Here is a 13,474-nt window from a genome sequence, read left to right on the forward strand (position 1 = left end):
CGGTCAGCCTGCGCTGCACCCTTGTATGTCCACGGCATGGTTCGCGCCAAGAACGGTGATGCGCACCTCAGACCGATCCAATGCAAATGGCCCGCCCGAGGCACTGATGACCTCTGAGCTTGCGATCAGAGTATTGCCTTGGCGGCGTGTCTCGGGTTGCGATGCCCAAAGCGCCGGATTGCCCGGCTCGATGACCGCAAATTCGGCCCCGCCCGCTGAGGGCATGGTGATATGCGCTTCGATCTGCATCCCGTCCGCAGTTGGAGTCAGATGGCAGGTTGCTCCTGCCACGCCGGCCTCACGCTCGGAAAACGGGCGCTGGGCGAGGGCAGCAGCGATGGCCGGATTACGCCCGGCCTCGGCATCCAGTGTGTGATCGAAATCCAGTCGACCGGGCACACAGACATCCTTGCAAACGCCCAGATCCATCTCACCACGCAAACGCACAGGTTTAGCCGGGTTTCGAGGCGTGATTTCGACCGGCAGCACCAGCTGATCCTCATACCCGACCGAGCGCAGGCCGTTCTGGTCAAACACATGCGGCGCGGGCCAAGTGATTGCGACATCCGCGACATTGCCGGATCCGTTCCAGTCAAACTGCGGCGGAATACCTGCATCGCCCGGCGCACGCCAATAGGTCTTCCACCCATCCTTGAGCGTCAGGCGCAAAGCCCCCTGATAGGTGCCCTCAGAGGTCTTGCCACCGTCCAGCACCTCAAGCTGCACCAGATTGTCGAGCCCTTGCGTGAGGGCAGGGGAGCCGATGCAAAGGGTGGCGGCCAGCGCGGCTGCAGTGGGTTTCCAAAGCGTTTTCATATGCAGAACATGCGCATTTCGGGCGTGAATTCCAAGTCACGTTCCGGTCACTTCGCTGAAATGCACGGAAATCCGGGCTGATCCCTTGCCATTCCGGCTTCCGCGGGGTCATTCTAGGATCATCCTATGGCGCAAGAGATGTCTGCTGATGGACCTTACGGGAAAACTGTTGATTGCGATGCCCGGCATGGGCGATCCACGATTCGAGCATTCGGTCGTGTATATCTGCAGCCATGGCGAAGACGGCGCGATGGGCTTGATCGTGAACAAGCCCTCGGATCTGCGAATCAAGACCCTGCTGGAACAGCTCAACATCCCCTGCCGTATTCCGGTGGTGGGGGAACGTCTGGTCCAGTTCGGCGGCCCGGTCGAGATGTCGCGTGGTTTTGTGCTGCACAGCTCGGATTACGAGGCCAATCTGCATTCGATGCAGATTTCCGAAGATTTCAGCATGACGGCCACGCTGGATGTGCTCGAGGATCTGGCCTCGGGCAAGGGGCCACTGAATTCGATGCTGACGCTGGGCTATTCCGGCTGGGGACCCGATCAGCTTGAGGACGAAATCGCGATGAATGGCTGGTTGACCACCGATGCGACCTCGAAACTGGTCTTCGATGTGCCGGATGACGAGAAATGGGAGGCCGCTTTGGCCACGCTCGGGGTTGATCCTTTGTCCCTGTCAGCCAGCGCGGGCCGCGCCTAGTCGCGCGGAGCCGCCGCGCGGCGCAGGCGGTCGTTGATGGCTGCGCCCAACCCATGGTCCGGTATTGGAGATACTGCAATCGGTTTGCCGGTTTCGTTCAGCGCGTGCAGCGCGGCGAATAGATTGGCGGCGGCCTCGGGCAGGCTGCTGTTTTTAGATAGGTTCAGATCGCAATCGACCGGGCCAAAACCCAACAGAACTTCATCCCCTTGGCGCGACCCGGCGTTCAGGCGGACCAGCGCATCTGGTGCGTAGTGCGATTGCAACTGCCCCGGAGCGGTCAGAAGATCGCCCGCTTGATGGTGATGCAATTCCGTCTGCAGAACGTCTTCAATCTGTTCCAAAGCAACCCCACCCGGGCGCAGCAAAGCCGGGGCACCGGCCAGACCGACAATGGTGGACTCAAGCCCGACACCACATGGCCCATCATCCAGAATCGCCGCAATGCGCCCCTCTAGCCCTGCCCGGACATGCGCCGCCGTGGTCGGACTGATCTGACCCGAAGGATTGGCCGAAGGGGCTGCCACCGGGCCATCGAACGCCGCCAGCAATGCCCGCGCAGTCGGATGTGCGGGCACACGGACGGCCAAAGTATCCAATCCGGCGGTGACAAGCGATGATATCCCGTGGTCGGCGCGCAAAGGTAGAACCAGTGTCAGCGGACCGGGCCAGAAGGCCTGCGCCAATTGCTCGGCCTGATCGGTCCATTCAACGAACCGTTTCGCAGTCTCGGTCGAGGCGACATGGGCGATCAGCGGGTTAAAGCTGGGCCGTCCCTTGGCCTCATAGATCGCGGCCACTGCCTCTCCGTTTCGTGCATCACCTCCGAGGCCATAGACAGTCTCGGTCGGGAAGGCGACCAGTAGCCCCTGCCGCAACAGGTCGGCGGCCTGAGCGATGCCATCCGCGTCTGCGGATAAGTCTTGAGTACCGAGAAGGGTCATGGATCGTGACGCCGCGTTTTAGTTGCTTGCAGTTCAGGTAACGGTAGGTAATCGTGCCAGCCCAGATGAATACCGGCGTGGGGCCGGGATTCCAACCCCACGCTGACAACTTGCCAGACTCAGAGGGAAACAATGCCCTATCGCGCCCCGATCTCAGACTATGAATTCCTGTTCCGCAATGTGATCGGATTTGACCAGATCGCCGCGACCGAGAAATTCTCGGAAGCCAGCGAGGACGTGGTCAGCGCCATCCTGACCGAAGCGGGGAAGATGTGCGAAGAGATCATGGCACCGCTTCAACGCCCCGGTGATCTGGAACCCGCCCGGTTGGAGAACGGTGTATTGCGCACCTCTCCGGGCTACGCGGAAGGGTGGAAAGCAATCGCCGAAGGCGGTTGGATCGGGATGAGCGGTGACCCCGAATATGGCGGCATGGGCCTGCCCATGACCATGACCACCGCCGTGAATGAGATGATGAGCGCCGCCTGCCTGTCGCTGCAGCTGGCTCCGTTGATGACCCAGGGCCAGATCGAAGCGTTGGAGCATCACGCAAGCGACGCGTTGAAAGCGCTCTATCTGCCCAAGATGATGGCGGGCGAATGGTCAGGTACCATGAACCTGACCGAACCGCAGGCCGGATCGGATGTCGGCGCGCTGACCTCGAAGGCCGAGGATAACGGTGACGGCACCTATTCGGTGACCGGCCAGAAGATTTACATCTCATGGGGCGATAACGACTTTACCGAGAATGTCTGCCATCTGGTTCTGGCGCGTCTGCCGGACGGCGTGCCGGGGACCAAGGGAATTTCGCTGTTTCTGGTGCCCAAGTACATCCCTGATGAGAACGGCAATCGCGGCGTGGCCAATGACCTGAAGGTGGTCTCGCTGGAACACAAGATGGGTCTGCACGGCTCTCCCACCTGCGTCATGCAGTATGACGGAGCCAAGGGTTGGCTGGTCGGCAAGGAACATGGCGGGATGGCCGCGATGTTCACTATGATGAACAATGCACGTCTGGGCGTTGGCGGGCAAGGCGTGGGGGCCGCCGAAGGAGCCTATCAGCACGCGCTGGAATATGCGTTAGAGCGCAAGCAAGGCAAGACACCCTCGGGCACGATCATCGACCACGCGGATGTGCGGCGGATGCTGATGAGCATGCGCGCAGATGTATTTGCGGCGCGGGCGATCATGTTGGCTAATGCCGCCGCCATCGACATGGCTCAGGCCACGGGCGACGCAGATTGGGCCGCGCGGGCCGCGCTGCTGACACCGATCTGCAAGGCGTTCGGCACCGAGACCGGTATGCGTGTATCCGAGACCGGTGTGCAGGTGCATGGCGGTATGGGTTTCATCGAAGAAACCGGAGCCGCGCAGTATTACCGCGATGTCCGCGTGACCGCGATCTATGAAGGCACTAATGGCATTCAGGCCATGGATCTTGTCGCGCGCAAGATGATGGACGGGGGTGAGGCGGCCTCGAACCTTCTGGATGAGATCGAGGATCAGGCCGAAAAAGCCCGCGCGACGATGCCGGAACTCGCCGGTCCGGTGTGGGAGGCCACTGAGTCACTGCGTGAAGCCACCGAGTGGATCGTCGCGCAATCAGACATGAACAACCGCTTTGCCGGGGCGGCGGCCTATCTCAAGGCTTTCGCACGGGTGTTGGGTGGGCATTACCACTTGTCTGCGGCACTTGCCGATCCCGATGGACCGCGCGCCAAACTGGCAAGGTTCTACATCAACGCGTTGCTACCCGAGCATACCGGCCTTCTGGCACAGGCGCAGAACGGGGCTGATGACCTATACGCACTCAGCGCAGAGGAGTTGGCGGTCTGATGGATGGCGAGGCTCCACAAGTAATGCGATACCCGTGGGAGGAACCACCTGCTCCCGGCGAATGGGTCGAGGTTGCCGAGGGGGTTTTGTGGATCAGGCTGCCTCTGCCTATGGCGCTGGATCATGTGAATGTCTACGCGCTGGATGATGGTGACGGTTGGACAATCGTCGATACCGGGCTTTCTTCGAAGAAAACGCGTGCCATCTGGCAGAACCTGATGGCAGGGCCTCTGGCCGGTAAGCCTGTCCACAGGGTTGTGGTCACCCATCACCACCCCGACCATGTGGGCAACGCAGGTTGGTTCCAGTCCGAACATAGCGCCGAACTGGTTACCAGCCGCACCGCCTGGCTGTTCGCCCGAATGCTGACGCTGGACGTGCAGGAGAACTGGCCGAAGGAAACGCTCGATTACTATCGCAGCGCCGGAATGGACGCGGATGTGTTAGCGGGTCGGATGGCCGAGCGGCCTTTCAACTTTGCCGACACCGTCTACCCTATGCCGCTGGGCTTTACTCGGATCAAACAGGGCGATGTGATCCGCATGGGCGGGCGAGATTGGGACGTGCATATGGGCAATGGCCACGCGCCCGAACACTGCACGTTCTGGAGCCGCGACGACAATCTGGTGCTGACCGGAGATCAGATACTCAGCTCGATCAGTTCCAATCTGGGCGTCTATGCCACCGAGCCAATGGCTGATCCCGTCGCCGACTGGCTGGAGGCCTGCGAACGCCTTCAACCTTTGGCCCGGCCCGATCAACTGGTGTTGGGCGGACACAAACTACCGTTCACCGGGTTGCCCATTCGGATGCGTCAGTTGATCGACAATCACCACGGCGCATTGGAACGTTTGCTAAACGACCTCGACCACCCCAAAACCGCCGCCGAGTGCTTTCCCCCGCTGTTCAAGCGCCAGATCAAGGGCGGTGAATACGGCCTCGCGCTGGTCGAAGCGGTTGCACATGTGAACCATCTCTACCACATTGGAGCGGTCACCCGGACGCGCCGCGCGGACGGGGCGTGGGAGTATCAGCGCAAAGGGTAGAGCGATGCAGGACCAGATCGAAACCTCGGCCGAAGCGGCGGAATCCGCAGCTTTACCACGATGCTACGAGGTGCATGCCAACCCCGAGGCGGCCTCGGGCAACAAGGATCTGCCCAAAACTTTGCAAGCGCCGGTCGAAACCAAAAGCCCGGCGCAATGGGCCTATGAGCGGCTGATCATGTATATCCAGAACTTCGAGAAAACGCTGGATGGCGATCAAGAGGTCGCCATGGGTTTCACCGGCGGCGATGCCGGTGTGATGCGGATTGAAGGCATGGGTTATTTTGATCCCGATGTGATCACCTTCTATGGCTCGGATGGCGGTGGGGCGAAGACCCAGCTGGTCCAGCATGTCAGCCAATTGAACGTGATGCTGCGCGCTCTGCCCAAAACGGTCGAGGACAAACCGGCCAATCGCATCGGGTTCCGACTGGCGGCTGATCTGGAAGACAGCTAACGCACACTCTTGCAATTCATGCTTTCGCAGCCTTGAATGAGATCATCATTCAGGAGGGTGCTGCGTGACCAATTTCTCAGCCGTTACAACCGCCTATCGCGGCGCATGGGCGCGGCGGCGCGTCTTTGTGCCGATCTATCTGGCGGTGCGGTTGCTGCTGGTGGCTTTGATCGCGCCGGGGGTGGCCATCGCGGTCAATTTGGCCGTCTCCCTGTCGAATCAATCGGCGCTGACCGATCAGGACATCGCCATGTTCCTGCTGTCGCCTGCGGGCTTCATCGCAGCAGTTGCGGTGCTCAGCCTGTTTCTGCTGGCCGAAGTCTTTGTGTTCTCGGTCATGGCCGGTTCATTGCGGATGGGTGAGAGCGATCCGTGGCGGGCAGGCAGTGCCTCCATCCGTTTGATCTTGACCCGCCTGCCTGCGCTGTTCGGCTTTGCGGCGCGTTTCATCCTGCGCGTTTTGCTTCTGGCACTGCCCTTCGTGCTTGTGGCCGGAGCAATAGCGTGGTGGACGCTGACGGAATACGACATCAATTATTACCTCACATTCCACCCACCTTCATTCTGGGTCGCGGTGGTCCTGATCGGTTTCGTGGTTCTCTGTCTGGCGTGGGTTTTGATCCGCAAGCTTTCGGCCTGGGCCTTGGCGCTGCATCTGGTGCTGTTCGAAAGTTGCACGCCAGCGCAGGCCTTTGATCGCAGCGCCGAGCAGATGGAAGGGCGCCGTGGCCGCCTCAAGATCGAACTTGCCCTGTGGCTGGTCCTGCGCATCGTCTTCGCATCGCTGATCGCAATCGTTGCCGGGTTCTTCTTCGATCTGGTGCCGCTGCAAGAGGGTACGAACCTGCGCCTCGCCCTGATCCTCAGCCTGATCGTTGCCGGACTCTGGTCGCTGGCCGGGTTGGTGCTGGCTGCAATCGCGCTGGGGGCGCTGGCGGTTCTGTTGGATGGGTTTTTTGATGCAAAGGGCAAAGAAGTGCCCCATCCCGAACCTGGTAATCTGCTTGCGCCGCTATATGCCGTGGTCGGGGGCGCGGTCGTCGCTCTGCTCATCGGGCTCTGGTTCGGGCAGGAACTGCTGGAACGGGTGCAGGCTCCGGATCATGCGGATGTCATTGGCCATCGGGGCGCGGCGGCGTTGCGACCCGAGAACACGATGGCGTCGGTTCTGAAGGCGATTGAGGATGGCGCCGACTGGGTTGAGATCGACGTGCAGGAAACCGCAGACGATGTGGTCATCATCGCCCATGACAGCGATTTCATGAAATTGGCGGGCGTGCCGCTCAAGGTGTGGGACGCGACCATGGAGGATGTGGCCGAGATCGATATCGGCAGTTGGTTCGGCCCTGAATACGCCTCGGAACGTACACCCACGCTGCGTGATGTTCTGGAAGCTGCTAAAGGCAAATCCAAGGTCATCATCGAGTTGAAATACTATGGTCACGACGTTGATCTGGAAAATCGCGTTGCTGCGATTGTCGAAGAGCTAGGGATGCAGGACGACATCGCCACCATGTCGCTGAAATACCCGGCAGTGCAGAAGATGAAAGCGCTGCGCCCCGATTGGCGGGCGGGGGTTCTGGCGGCAACAGCGATTGGCGACTTGTCGGGGCTGGAGGGCGATTTCGTGGCCGTGAACGCGGCAACTGTTTCGCCAGGCCTCATCCGCTCGGTCCACGAGGCGGGCAAAGATATCTATGTGTGGACGGTGAATGATCCGCTGCAAATGTCGGCCATGGCTTCAATGGGGGTCGACGGGCTGATTACCGACCGTCCGGCGATAGCCCGCGAAGTGCTGCGTGTTCGGTCCGAGATGGGACTGGGTGAACGGCTCATGCTGTGGCTGGCGACCACCTTTGGTCTGTCGGTTGACACTGCCGAGATGCGCGATGAAAGCCCTTAAGCTTGCCACCTTTCTGGCCTGCTGCGCGCTGCCCGCTGCCGGACAGGACCTGATGCGCAACGTGGAAATGCCAGCGCACCGGGTGTTGATGAGCTCCATCGAAGGGGCCGAACTGATCCCGTTCGAAACCGATGGCTGTTCGGGCGGGTTATCATCAAGCTGGCGTCTGGTCGCCGAGACTTTCCCCAAGTTCAGCCTGCTCTATGAAGAGCATCCGCCCTGGGAATATTGCTGTGTCACCCATGACCGCGCCTATCACAACGCAGGCGGCGCATCACAGGCCGAGGCCAGCTTTGACGCCCGCCTCGCGGCTGATGACGCCCTGCGTGCCTGCGTCAAAGCCCACGGTGTGACCCATGCCAAGGACTATGCCGAACGCTACGACATGACACCGGAGCAGATCAAATCCGTCCATTCCATCACCTCCGAGGCGATGTTCCTGGCGGTGCGTTTTGGGGGCGGTCCCTGCAGTGGGTTGCCCTGGCGCTGGGGGTTCGGTTATCCGGGCTGCACGATCTTTGGTTCAACTGCGCGCGATTGACGTCGTGACAGGCCCTGAATTTTGCATTATCCAACATCTCAAACACGCGAATTGGGATTCTTACGAACATGGCTGATCACAAGCACGGCGAGATGGACATCACCGTTCAGACCAAAACCTTCGATGGTTTCGTCAAATTCACCACCTGGTGCGTGGTGGCGATTGTCTTCCTTTGCATTTTCCTGGCGGTTTTTGCGTCCTAATCGGTCCCCGAGGCGCGTTCCGTGTTCAGGTTTCTGATAGCCTGCCTGTTGGCGGTGACCGTCGCGGGTTGCGCCGGTTCGCAGCGCCCGCAGGCAGATTCGTCTGAGATTGTGGCCCGATCCTATCGTGATCCGGGGCCATCGACGTTGACGCTCTATACCATGATCAGCACGCGCACCGGGTCAGGCGCGCATACATCGTTGATGATCAGCGGCAGCGAACGCGTGATCTTCGATCCTGCCGGGTCCTTCCGGGCGGATGTGGTTCCGATCAAGAACGATGTGCTTTATGGCATCACCCCGAATGTCGAACGGGCCTATCGCAGCAGCCATGCGCGCGAAACCCATTATGCCCGCATCCAGACCATCGAAGTGACCCCGCAACAAGCCGAGATTGCGCTGCAACTGGCCAAACAGATGGGGCCAGTGGCAGGGGCGTTCTGCGCGAACTCAACCTCGCAGCTGTTGCAGCAGGTACCGGGATTCGAGCAGATCAGCACGACCTTCTATCCGGTGAAACTGTCGGACCAATTCGGGCAGGTCCCGGGGGTTGTCACCACCGAGTATCGTGAGAGTGACTCGGCTGATCTGCAGCAGGGGCTGGCAGAAAACAACGCGCGGCTCAATCAGCTCGAAGCGACCTCAACCAACTAGATAAAGCAGACCATAGAGCGTGGCTGCGCCGGTAAAGATCGCCGCCAGCACATTCTTGGTAACGTACCCGACTGTCAGCGCCACTGCGGCTGCGGCCATGCGCGGCAAGTCCGGTTGCCCGTCGGTTGCCGATGGCCAGACCACAAGCGGCGCGATCAGGGCAGGGATAATCGCAACGGCGGTGTAACGCAGGTGGCGCAGCAGCCAGGGCGGCATCGGGCGATCTCCGACTAACCCGATGAAGGTGAATCGCAGAAGATAGCTTCCAACTGCCAGACCGATGATGATGATCCAGATAGTCACGTTGTCGATCTGGGTCATGGCTTGCTCCGCTCCAGCATCAGTTCGGCTTGCGCGCCGGCAATCATCCCGGCGGCACCTGCGATCAGAAGGCCAAGGTTAAACGGCACTGCGACGGTGAGCAGAGCAACCACAATCGCAACAAGTGCGGCAACCACATGCGCAAAGGTGCGCATCATCGGCCCGATCATGGCCAGAAACGTGATCGGCAAGGCAAAGTCCAGGGCCCAGCTTTCCGGGATCTGCGTGCCCAGCACCGCCCCCAGATAGGTGCCCAGAATCCAAAGTGGTGTGATCGGTGTGACCGAACCGACGAAATAGATCATGCGTTGGGGCACAGACATATCAGGTTCTTTTTCAAACCGGACCATCGAGCAGGCATAGGATTGATCGACAATCAGATAGGCTGCACAGGCGCGCTGCCACAATGGTGCCGCGCCCAAGTAAGGCGTCAGCGAGGCCGAATACATCGCGACCCGCAGGTTCACAGCCAGCGCTGAGATCAGGACGATCATTGTGGGGGTATTGTCCTGCAGCAATTGCAGCGCCGTGAATTGCGCCGCCCCGGCAAAGACGGTGGCGGAAAAGGCCAGTGTTTGAACGACATTAAACCCCGCCTCGGTCGCGAAAACGCCGAACAACAGACCAAAGGGCATCGCGACAAAGACAAACGGCGTTCCGTCGCGAAAACCTTTCCAGAAGTATGACTTGGATGTGGCAGAGGTCATGGCTAAATCCTATGGTGTTGCGAGCAGCAGTAGCCGTCTTGGGAAGGGGTTGCAATTGGCCACGGAATTGGACCTGTCAGACTATCTCATCGCGCCCGATCCGGGATCGGCCCGCCTGACCCGTGCCGTGGAAGGCGTGGATCAGAATGGTGAGGTCAGCCAGATCTCGGTGGTCGAGGAACGCCCGCTGACGATCTTTCTAAACTCGCAGGAAATCGTGACGGCGATGACCATTGGCGACTATCCCGAATATCTTGCGCTGGGGTTCCTGCGCAATCAGGGCATGCTGCTTGCGGATGATGAGATCACTCAGGTCGACTATGACGACGATCTGGAAACTGTGGTTGTGCGCACCGCGCGTGAAACCTCGTATGAGGACAAGCTGAAGAAAAAAACCCGCACGAGCGGATGTGCCGTGGGCACGGTCTTTGGTGACATGATGGAGGGGCTTGAGGACGTGCGTCTGCCACAGGTCTCGGTGCGCACCTCGTGGCTGTATGATCTGGCCGCCAAGATCAACCGCACCCCGTCGCTGTACCTTGAGGCCGGGGCGATTCATGGCACCGTGCTATGCCGTGAAAACCGCCCGCTGGTCTATATGGAAGATGTGGGCCGCCACAACGCCGTCGACAAGATCGCGGGATGGATGCTGTCCGAGGGTGAGGGGGCCGCGGACAAGATCCTTTATACGACCGGTCGTTTGACCTCGGAAATGGTGATCAAAACGGCGATGATGGGCATCCCGGTTCTGGCCTCGCGCTCCGGCTTCACCGCCTGGGGCGTCGAGATCGCGCGCGAGGTCGGCCTGACTCTGATCGGTCGGATGCGCGGGCAGCGGTTCGTGTGTTTGTCAGGTGAGGATCGTCTGATGCGTGACGTGGACCCAGCGACTGTGGCGGTCGAGGACAAGAAACATCGCAGGAAGAGTGCCAATGGCTGAACAACTGCAAAAGCCGTTGGGCGTTATTCTGGCTGGTGGCCTCGCGACCCGCATGGGAGGAGGCGATAAAGGGCTGTTGCAGATCGGCGGAATTAGCCTGCTGGATCGCGTGATAGACAGGCTGCGGCCTCAGGTGGACGGTCTGTCGCTCAACGCGAACGGGGACGCCTCTCGGTTCTCCGAGTTGGACTTGCCCGTGATCGCAGATTCGATTGAAGGGTTCGCCGGACCTCTGGCCGGTGTTCTCGCAGGTCTCGATTGGGCCGTTGAACAAGGCGCGCAATCCATCGTGACGGTTGCCGCGGATACACCGTTCTTTCCGCGTGATCTGGTGAGACAGTTGGTGCGGGCCTCTGATGGGCAGAAACATCCCCTTGTACTTGCCACAACTCCGCGCACCGGCGATGAAGCTTTGAAATCCGGCGGCGGCAAACGCGTGAACCGGCACCCGACCTTCGGCCTCTGGCCCGTCGCGTTGCGCGATGATCTGCGGGCGGCGCTGAAGGACGGGCTGCGCAAGGTGGTGCTGTGGACCGATCAGCACGATGGGCGCGAGGCCCTGTTTCCGGCCGAGCCCTTTGATCCCTTCTTCAACGTCAATACCCCCGATGATCTTGCCCGCGCTGAAACACTGCTGGAGCAGGCATGAGGATTTATGGCGTCACCGGCTGGAAAAACGCGGGCAAAACCGGGTTGATGGAGCGGTTGGTGGCTGAAATCACCGGTCGTGGTCTCACCGTTTCCACCGTGAAGCACGCGCATCATTCCGTCGATGTCGACCAACCCGGCACCGACAGTTGTCGCCACCGCACAGCAGGCGCGTCCGAGGTGCTGCTGGCCTCGGGGCAGCGCATCGCAGTGATGCAGGAACTGCGCGGCGCGCCGGAGCCGTCTTTGGCTGATCTGCTGGGCCGCCTCTCGCCCGTCGATTTGGTATTGATCGAAGGCTTCAAACGCGAATCCCATCCCAAGGTCGAGGCGTTTCGCGCCGTCGCAAACAACCCGTTGATTGCCCCCGATGACCCATCCATTCGGGCGATTGCGAGCGATACTCCATTGGACACGGATCGTGTGGTTTTCGATCTGAACGACACCACCGCCATCGCGGATTTCATACTGAAAGAGGTCGGGTTATGAGCAAACCGGATATCACGCCTCCGCCCCTGCGCGACGATTGTTTTGCGCTACCCGCCGGGGTGAACTGGACACCGGTCGATGACGCCTTGGCCCTGTTGCGCGGCCGGTTGACGGTGGTGACCGGGGTAGAAACCGTGCCTCTGATGCAGACCGTTGGGCGCATTCTGGCAGAAGATGTGATTGCCAAACGCTCCAATCCCCCGCTGCCGAATACGGCGGTGGATGGCTATGGCTTTGCCGGGGCCATACCCGAAGGCCCCTGCGTTATGCCGTTGATTAAGGGGCGGGCGGCTGCAGGCATCCCGTTCGAAGGGACGGTGCCGCAGGGCCATGCAATCCGGGTTCTGACCGGGGCCGCTCTGCCAGAGGGTGTGGAGACGGTCATTCTGGAAGAGGACGTGACGGTTCAGGACGGCCACATTGCCTTTCACGGCCCGCTGAAACAGGGGGCCAATGCGCGAAAGGCGGGCGAAGACGTCGCCGAGGGCGACGTCGCGTTGGCCGCGGGGCGGCATGTCACACCAGCGGATCTGGCTCTGATGTCGGCGGTAGGCATTAATGAGGTCCCGGTCCGCAAGGTCCTTCGCGTGGGAATTCTGTCCACAGGCGATGAACTGGTCGAACCGGGCGACCCTGTGGGGCACGGGCAGATTTACGATGCCAATCGCCCGATGTTGCTGTCTCTGATGGCGCGTATGGGCTTCGATGCGGTCGACTTAGGGCGTGTGCCCGATGACAGGGGCGCGCTGAAACAGCGACTGGACGATGCAGCGACGCAAGCTGACGTGATCCTGACCAGCGGCGGGGCTTCGGCGGGGGATGAGGACCATGTCTCGGCCCTGCTGCGTGAGGCGGGGGCGATGCAGGAATGGCGCATCGCGTTGAAACCGGGGCGGCCTTTGGCGCTGGGTATGTGGCAGGAAACTCCGGTATTCGGTCTGCCCGGCAATCCCGTGGCGGCGCTGGTCTGCACGCTGATCTTCGCCCGCCCGACACTAAGTTTGATGGCTGGTGCAGGATGGCAGGAACCGCAGGGCTTTGACGTGCCCGCCGCATTCGAGAAACGCAAGAAACCGGGCCGCCGCGAATACCTGCGCGCGCGCATTCGAGAGGGCCGGGTCGAGGTGTTCCGGTCCGAAGGCTCTGGCCGGATCAGCGGGCTCAGCTGGGCCGAGGGGCTGGTCGAGATCGAAGACGGCGCGCGCCATATTCAGCCGGGTGATCCGGTGCGGTTTTACCCCTATGGTAGCTTCGGGCTCTAAACGC

At 60.8% G+C, this 13,474-nt stretch carries 16 protein-coding genes; 12 read left to right on the forward strand and 4 right to left on the reverse strand.

All coding sequences use genetic code 11. The annotated features are described in order from the left end of the window. Nucleotides 1-3: 3 nt before the first annotated feature. Nucleotides 4-816 carry a protein-disulfide reductase DsbD domain-containing protein gene (locus ACR0IV_RS11460; protein WP_480659231.1) on the reverse strand — a complete coding sequence of 271 codons (813 nt, stop codon included), beginning with the start codon at nucleotides 814-816 and terminating at the stop codon, nucleotides 4-6. 148 nt (nucleotides 817-964) lie between these two features. Here ACR0IV_RS11460 and ACR0IV_RS11465 point away from each other — a divergent pair, with 148 nt between their 5' ends. Further along, nucleotides 965-1,519: a YqgE/AlgH family protein gene (locus ACR0IV_RS11465; protein WP_480470954.1), complete on the forward strand. Its 555-nt coding sequence runs from the start codon at nucleotides 965-967 to the stop codon at nucleotides 1,517-1,519. Here ACR0IV_RS11465 and ACR0IV_RS11470 read toward each other — a convergent pair. After that, on the reverse strand, nucleotides 1,516-2,463 hold the full coding sequence (locus tag ACR0IV_RS11470) for an L-threonylcarbamoyladenylate synthase (RefSeq protein ID WP_480659233.1): 948 nt from the start codon (nucleotides 2,461-2,463) through the stop codon (nucleotides 1,516-1,518). The two genes, ACR0IV_RS11465 and ACR0IV_RS11470, sit on opposite strands and share 4 nt — an antisense overlap. A 132-nt stretch (nucleotides 2,464-2,595) precedes the next feature. Here ACR0IV_RS11470 and ACR0IV_RS11475 point away from each other — a divergent pair, with 132 nt between their 5' ends. The 7 genes from ACR0IV_RS11475 to ACR0IV_RS11505 all read left to right on the forward strand — a co-directional run bounded on the left by ACR0IV_RS11475 (nucleotide 2,596) and on the right by ACR0IV_RS11505 (nucleotide 9,103). Further along, the gene (locus tag ACR0IV_RS11475; RefSeq protein WP_480659235.1) at nucleotides 2,596-4,299 is read left to right on the forward strand and encodes an acyl-CoA dehydrogenase family protein; all 1,704 of its coding nucleotides are present in this window, start codon (nucleotides 2,596-2,598) and stop codon (nucleotides 4,297-4,299) included. Next, the gene (locus ACR0IV_RS11480) at nucleotides 4,299-5,345 is read left to right on the forward strand and encodes an MBL fold metallo-hydrolase (RefSeq protein WP_480659236.1); all 1,047 of its coding nucleotides are present in this window, start codon (nucleotides 4,299-4,301) and stop codon (nucleotides 5,343-5,345) included. Before ACR0IV_RS11475 ends, ACR0IV_RS11480 begins: the two co-directional genes overlap by 1 nt. Before the next feature lie 4 nt (nucleotides 5,346-5,349). After that, entirely contained in the window at nucleotides 5,350-5,802 is a 453-nt protein-coding gene (locus ACR0IV_RS11485; RefSeq protein ID WP_480659237.1) for a DUF6173 family protein, read from the forward strand. Nucleotides 5,803-5,866: 64 nt separating this feature from the next. Further along, nucleotides 5,867-7,705: a glycerophosphodiester phosphodiesterase family protein gene (locus ACR0IV_RS11490; RefSeq protein WP_480659239.1), complete on the forward strand. Its 1,839-nt coding sequence runs from the start codon at nucleotides 5,867-5,869 to the stop codon at nucleotides 7,703-7,705. Further along, complete coding sequence (locus ACR0IV_RS11495; protein ID WP_480470948.1) at nucleotides 7,692-8,246, forward strand: hypothetical protein; 555 nt, start codon at nucleotides 7,692-7,694, stop codon at nucleotides 8,244-8,246. Before ACR0IV_RS11490 ends, ACR0IV_RS11495 begins: the two co-directional genes overlap by 14 nt. A gap of 68 nt (nucleotides 8,247-8,314) precedes the next feature. Then, a complete protein-coding gene (locus ACR0IV_RS11500) occupies nucleotides 8,315-8,449 on the forward strand; it encodes an aa3-type cytochrome c oxidase subunit IV (protein WP_480470947.1) in 135 nt (44 codons plus the stop codon). Nucleotides 8,450-8,470: 21 nt separating this feature from the next. After that, complete coding sequence (locus tag ACR0IV_RS11505) at nucleotides 8,471-9,103, forward strand: hypothetical protein (RefSeq protein ID WP_480470946.1); 633 nt, start codon at nucleotides 8,471-8,473, stop codon at nucleotides 9,101-9,103. Here the strand turns inward: ACR0IV_RS11505 and ACR0IV_RS11510 are convergent. Together ACR0IV_RS11510 and ACR0IV_RS11515 are read right to left on the reverse strand one after the other, a co-directional pair. Then, the gene (locus tag ACR0IV_RS11510; protein ID WP_480470945.1) at nucleotides 9,092-9,424 is read right to left on the reverse strand and encodes an AzlD domain-containing protein; all 333 of its coding nucleotides are present in this window, start codon (nucleotides 9,422-9,424) and stop codon (nucleotides 9,092-9,094) included. The genes ACR0IV_RS11505 and ACR0IV_RS11510 overlap by 12 nt on opposite strands. Then, entirely contained in the window at nucleotides 9,421-10,131 is a 711-nt protein-coding gene (locus tag ACR0IV_RS11515; protein ID WP_480470944.1) for an AzlC family ABC transporter permease, read from the reverse strand. Before ACR0IV_RS11515 ends, ACR0IV_RS11510 begins: the two co-directional genes overlap by 4 nt. A gap of 49 nt (nucleotides 10,132-10,180) precedes the next feature. Between ACR0IV_RS11515 and ACR0IV_RS11520 the strand changes: the two genes are divergently transcribed. The 4 genes from ACR0IV_RS11520 to ACR0IV_RS11535 are packed head-to-tail and all read left to right on the forward strand — an operon-like array spanning nucleotide 10,181 to nucleotide 13,470. After that, nucleotides 10,181-11,071 carry a formate dehydrogenase accessory sulfurtransferase FdhD gene (locus ACR0IV_RS11520; protein WP_480659416.1) on the forward strand — a complete coding sequence of 297 codons (891 nt, stop codon included), beginning with the start codon at nucleotides 10,181-10,183 and terminating at the stop codon, nucleotides 11,069-11,071. Beyond that, nucleotides 11,064-11,720 (forward strand): molybdenum cofactor guanylyltransferase MobA, encoded by a 657-nt coding sequence (mobA, locus tag ACR0IV_RS11525; protein WP_480659240.1) that lies wholly within the window; start codon nucleotides 11,064-11,066, stop codon nucleotides 11,718-11,720. The genes ACR0IV_RS11520 and mobA overlap by 8 nt, the downstream gene beginning before the upstream one ends. Next, nucleotides 11,717-12,208, forward strand: coding sequence for a molybdopterin-guanine dinucleotide biosynthesis protein B (mobB, locus tag ACR0IV_RS11530; RefSeq protein WP_480659241.1), 492 nt, complete (start codon nucleotides 11,717-11,719; stop codon nucleotides 12,206-12,208). Before mobA ends, mobB begins: the two co-directional genes overlap by 4 nt. Continuing rightward, nucleotides 12,205-13,470 (forward strand): molybdenum cofactor synthesis domain-containing protein, encoded by a 1,266-nt coding sequence (locus tag ACR0IV_RS11535; protein WP_480659242.1) that lies wholly within the window; start codon nucleotides 12,205-12,207, stop codon nucleotides 13,468-13,470. The genes mobB and ACR0IV_RS11535 overlap by 4 nt, the downstream gene beginning before the upstream one ends. Nucleotides 13,471-13,474: the final 4 nt, after the last annotated feature.

This window comes from Ruegeria sp. C2 (assembly GCF_056537765.1).

What these genes read in the sequence shown, in the direction of transcription:
- ACR0IV_RS11475 (WP_480659235.1), top strand. Translation starts at nt 2,596, where the DNA reads ATGCCCTATCGCGCCCCGATCTCAGACTATGAATTCCTGTTCCGCAAT.
- mobA (WP_480659240.1), top strand. Translation starts at nt 11,064, where the DNA reads ATGGCTGAACAACTGCAAAAGCCGTTGGGCGTTATTCTGGCTGGTGGC.
- ACR0IV_RS11460 (WP_480659231.1), bottom strand. Translation starts at nt 816, where the DNA reads ATGAAAACGCTTTGGAAACCCACTGCAGCCGCGCTGGCCGCCACCCTT.
- ACR0IV_RS11465 (WP_480470954.1), top strand. Translation starts at nt 965, where the DNA reads ATGGACCTTACGGGAAAACTGTTGATTGCGATGCCCGGCATGGGCGAT.
- ACR0IV_RS11510 (WP_480470945.1), bottom strand. Translation starts at nt 9,424, where the DNA reads ATGACCCAGATCGACAACGTGACTATCTGGATCATCATCATCGGTCTG.
- ACR0IV_RS11470 (WP_480659233.1), bottom strand. Translation starts at nt 2,463, where the DNA reads ATGACCCTTCTCGGTACTCAAGACTTATCCGCAGACGCGGATGGCATC.
- ACR0IV_RS11480 (WP_480659236.1), top strand. Translation starts at nt 4,299, where the DNA reads ATGGATGGCGAGGCTCCACAAGTAATGCGATACCCGTGGGAGGAACCA.
- mobB (WP_480659241.1), top strand. Translation starts at nt 11,717, where the DNA reads ATGAGGATTTATGGCGTCACCGGCTGGAAAAACGCGGGCAAAACCGGG.
- ACR0IV_RS11500 (WP_480470947.1), top strand. Translation starts at nt 8,315, where the DNA reads ATGGCTGATCACAAGCACGGCGAGATGGACATCACCGTTCAGACCAAA.
- ACR0IV_RS11485 (WP_480659237.1), top strand. Translation starts at nt 5,350, where the DNA reads ATGCAGGACCAGATCGAAACCTCGGCCGAAGCGGCGGAATCCGCAGCT.
- ACR0IV_RS11515 (WP_480470944.1), bottom strand. Translation starts at nt 10,131, where the DNA reads ATGACCTCTGCCACATCCAAGTCATACTTCTGGAAAGGTTTTCGCGAC.
- ACR0IV_RS11495 (WP_480470948.1), top strand. Translation starts at nt 7,692, where the DNA reads ATGAAAGCCCTTAAGCTTGCCACCTTTCTGGCCTGCTGCGCGCTGCCC.
- ACR0IV_RS11535 (WP_480659242.1), top strand. Translation starts at nt 12,205, where the DNA reads ATGAGCAAACCGGATATCACGCCTCCGCCCCTGCGCGACGATTGTTTT.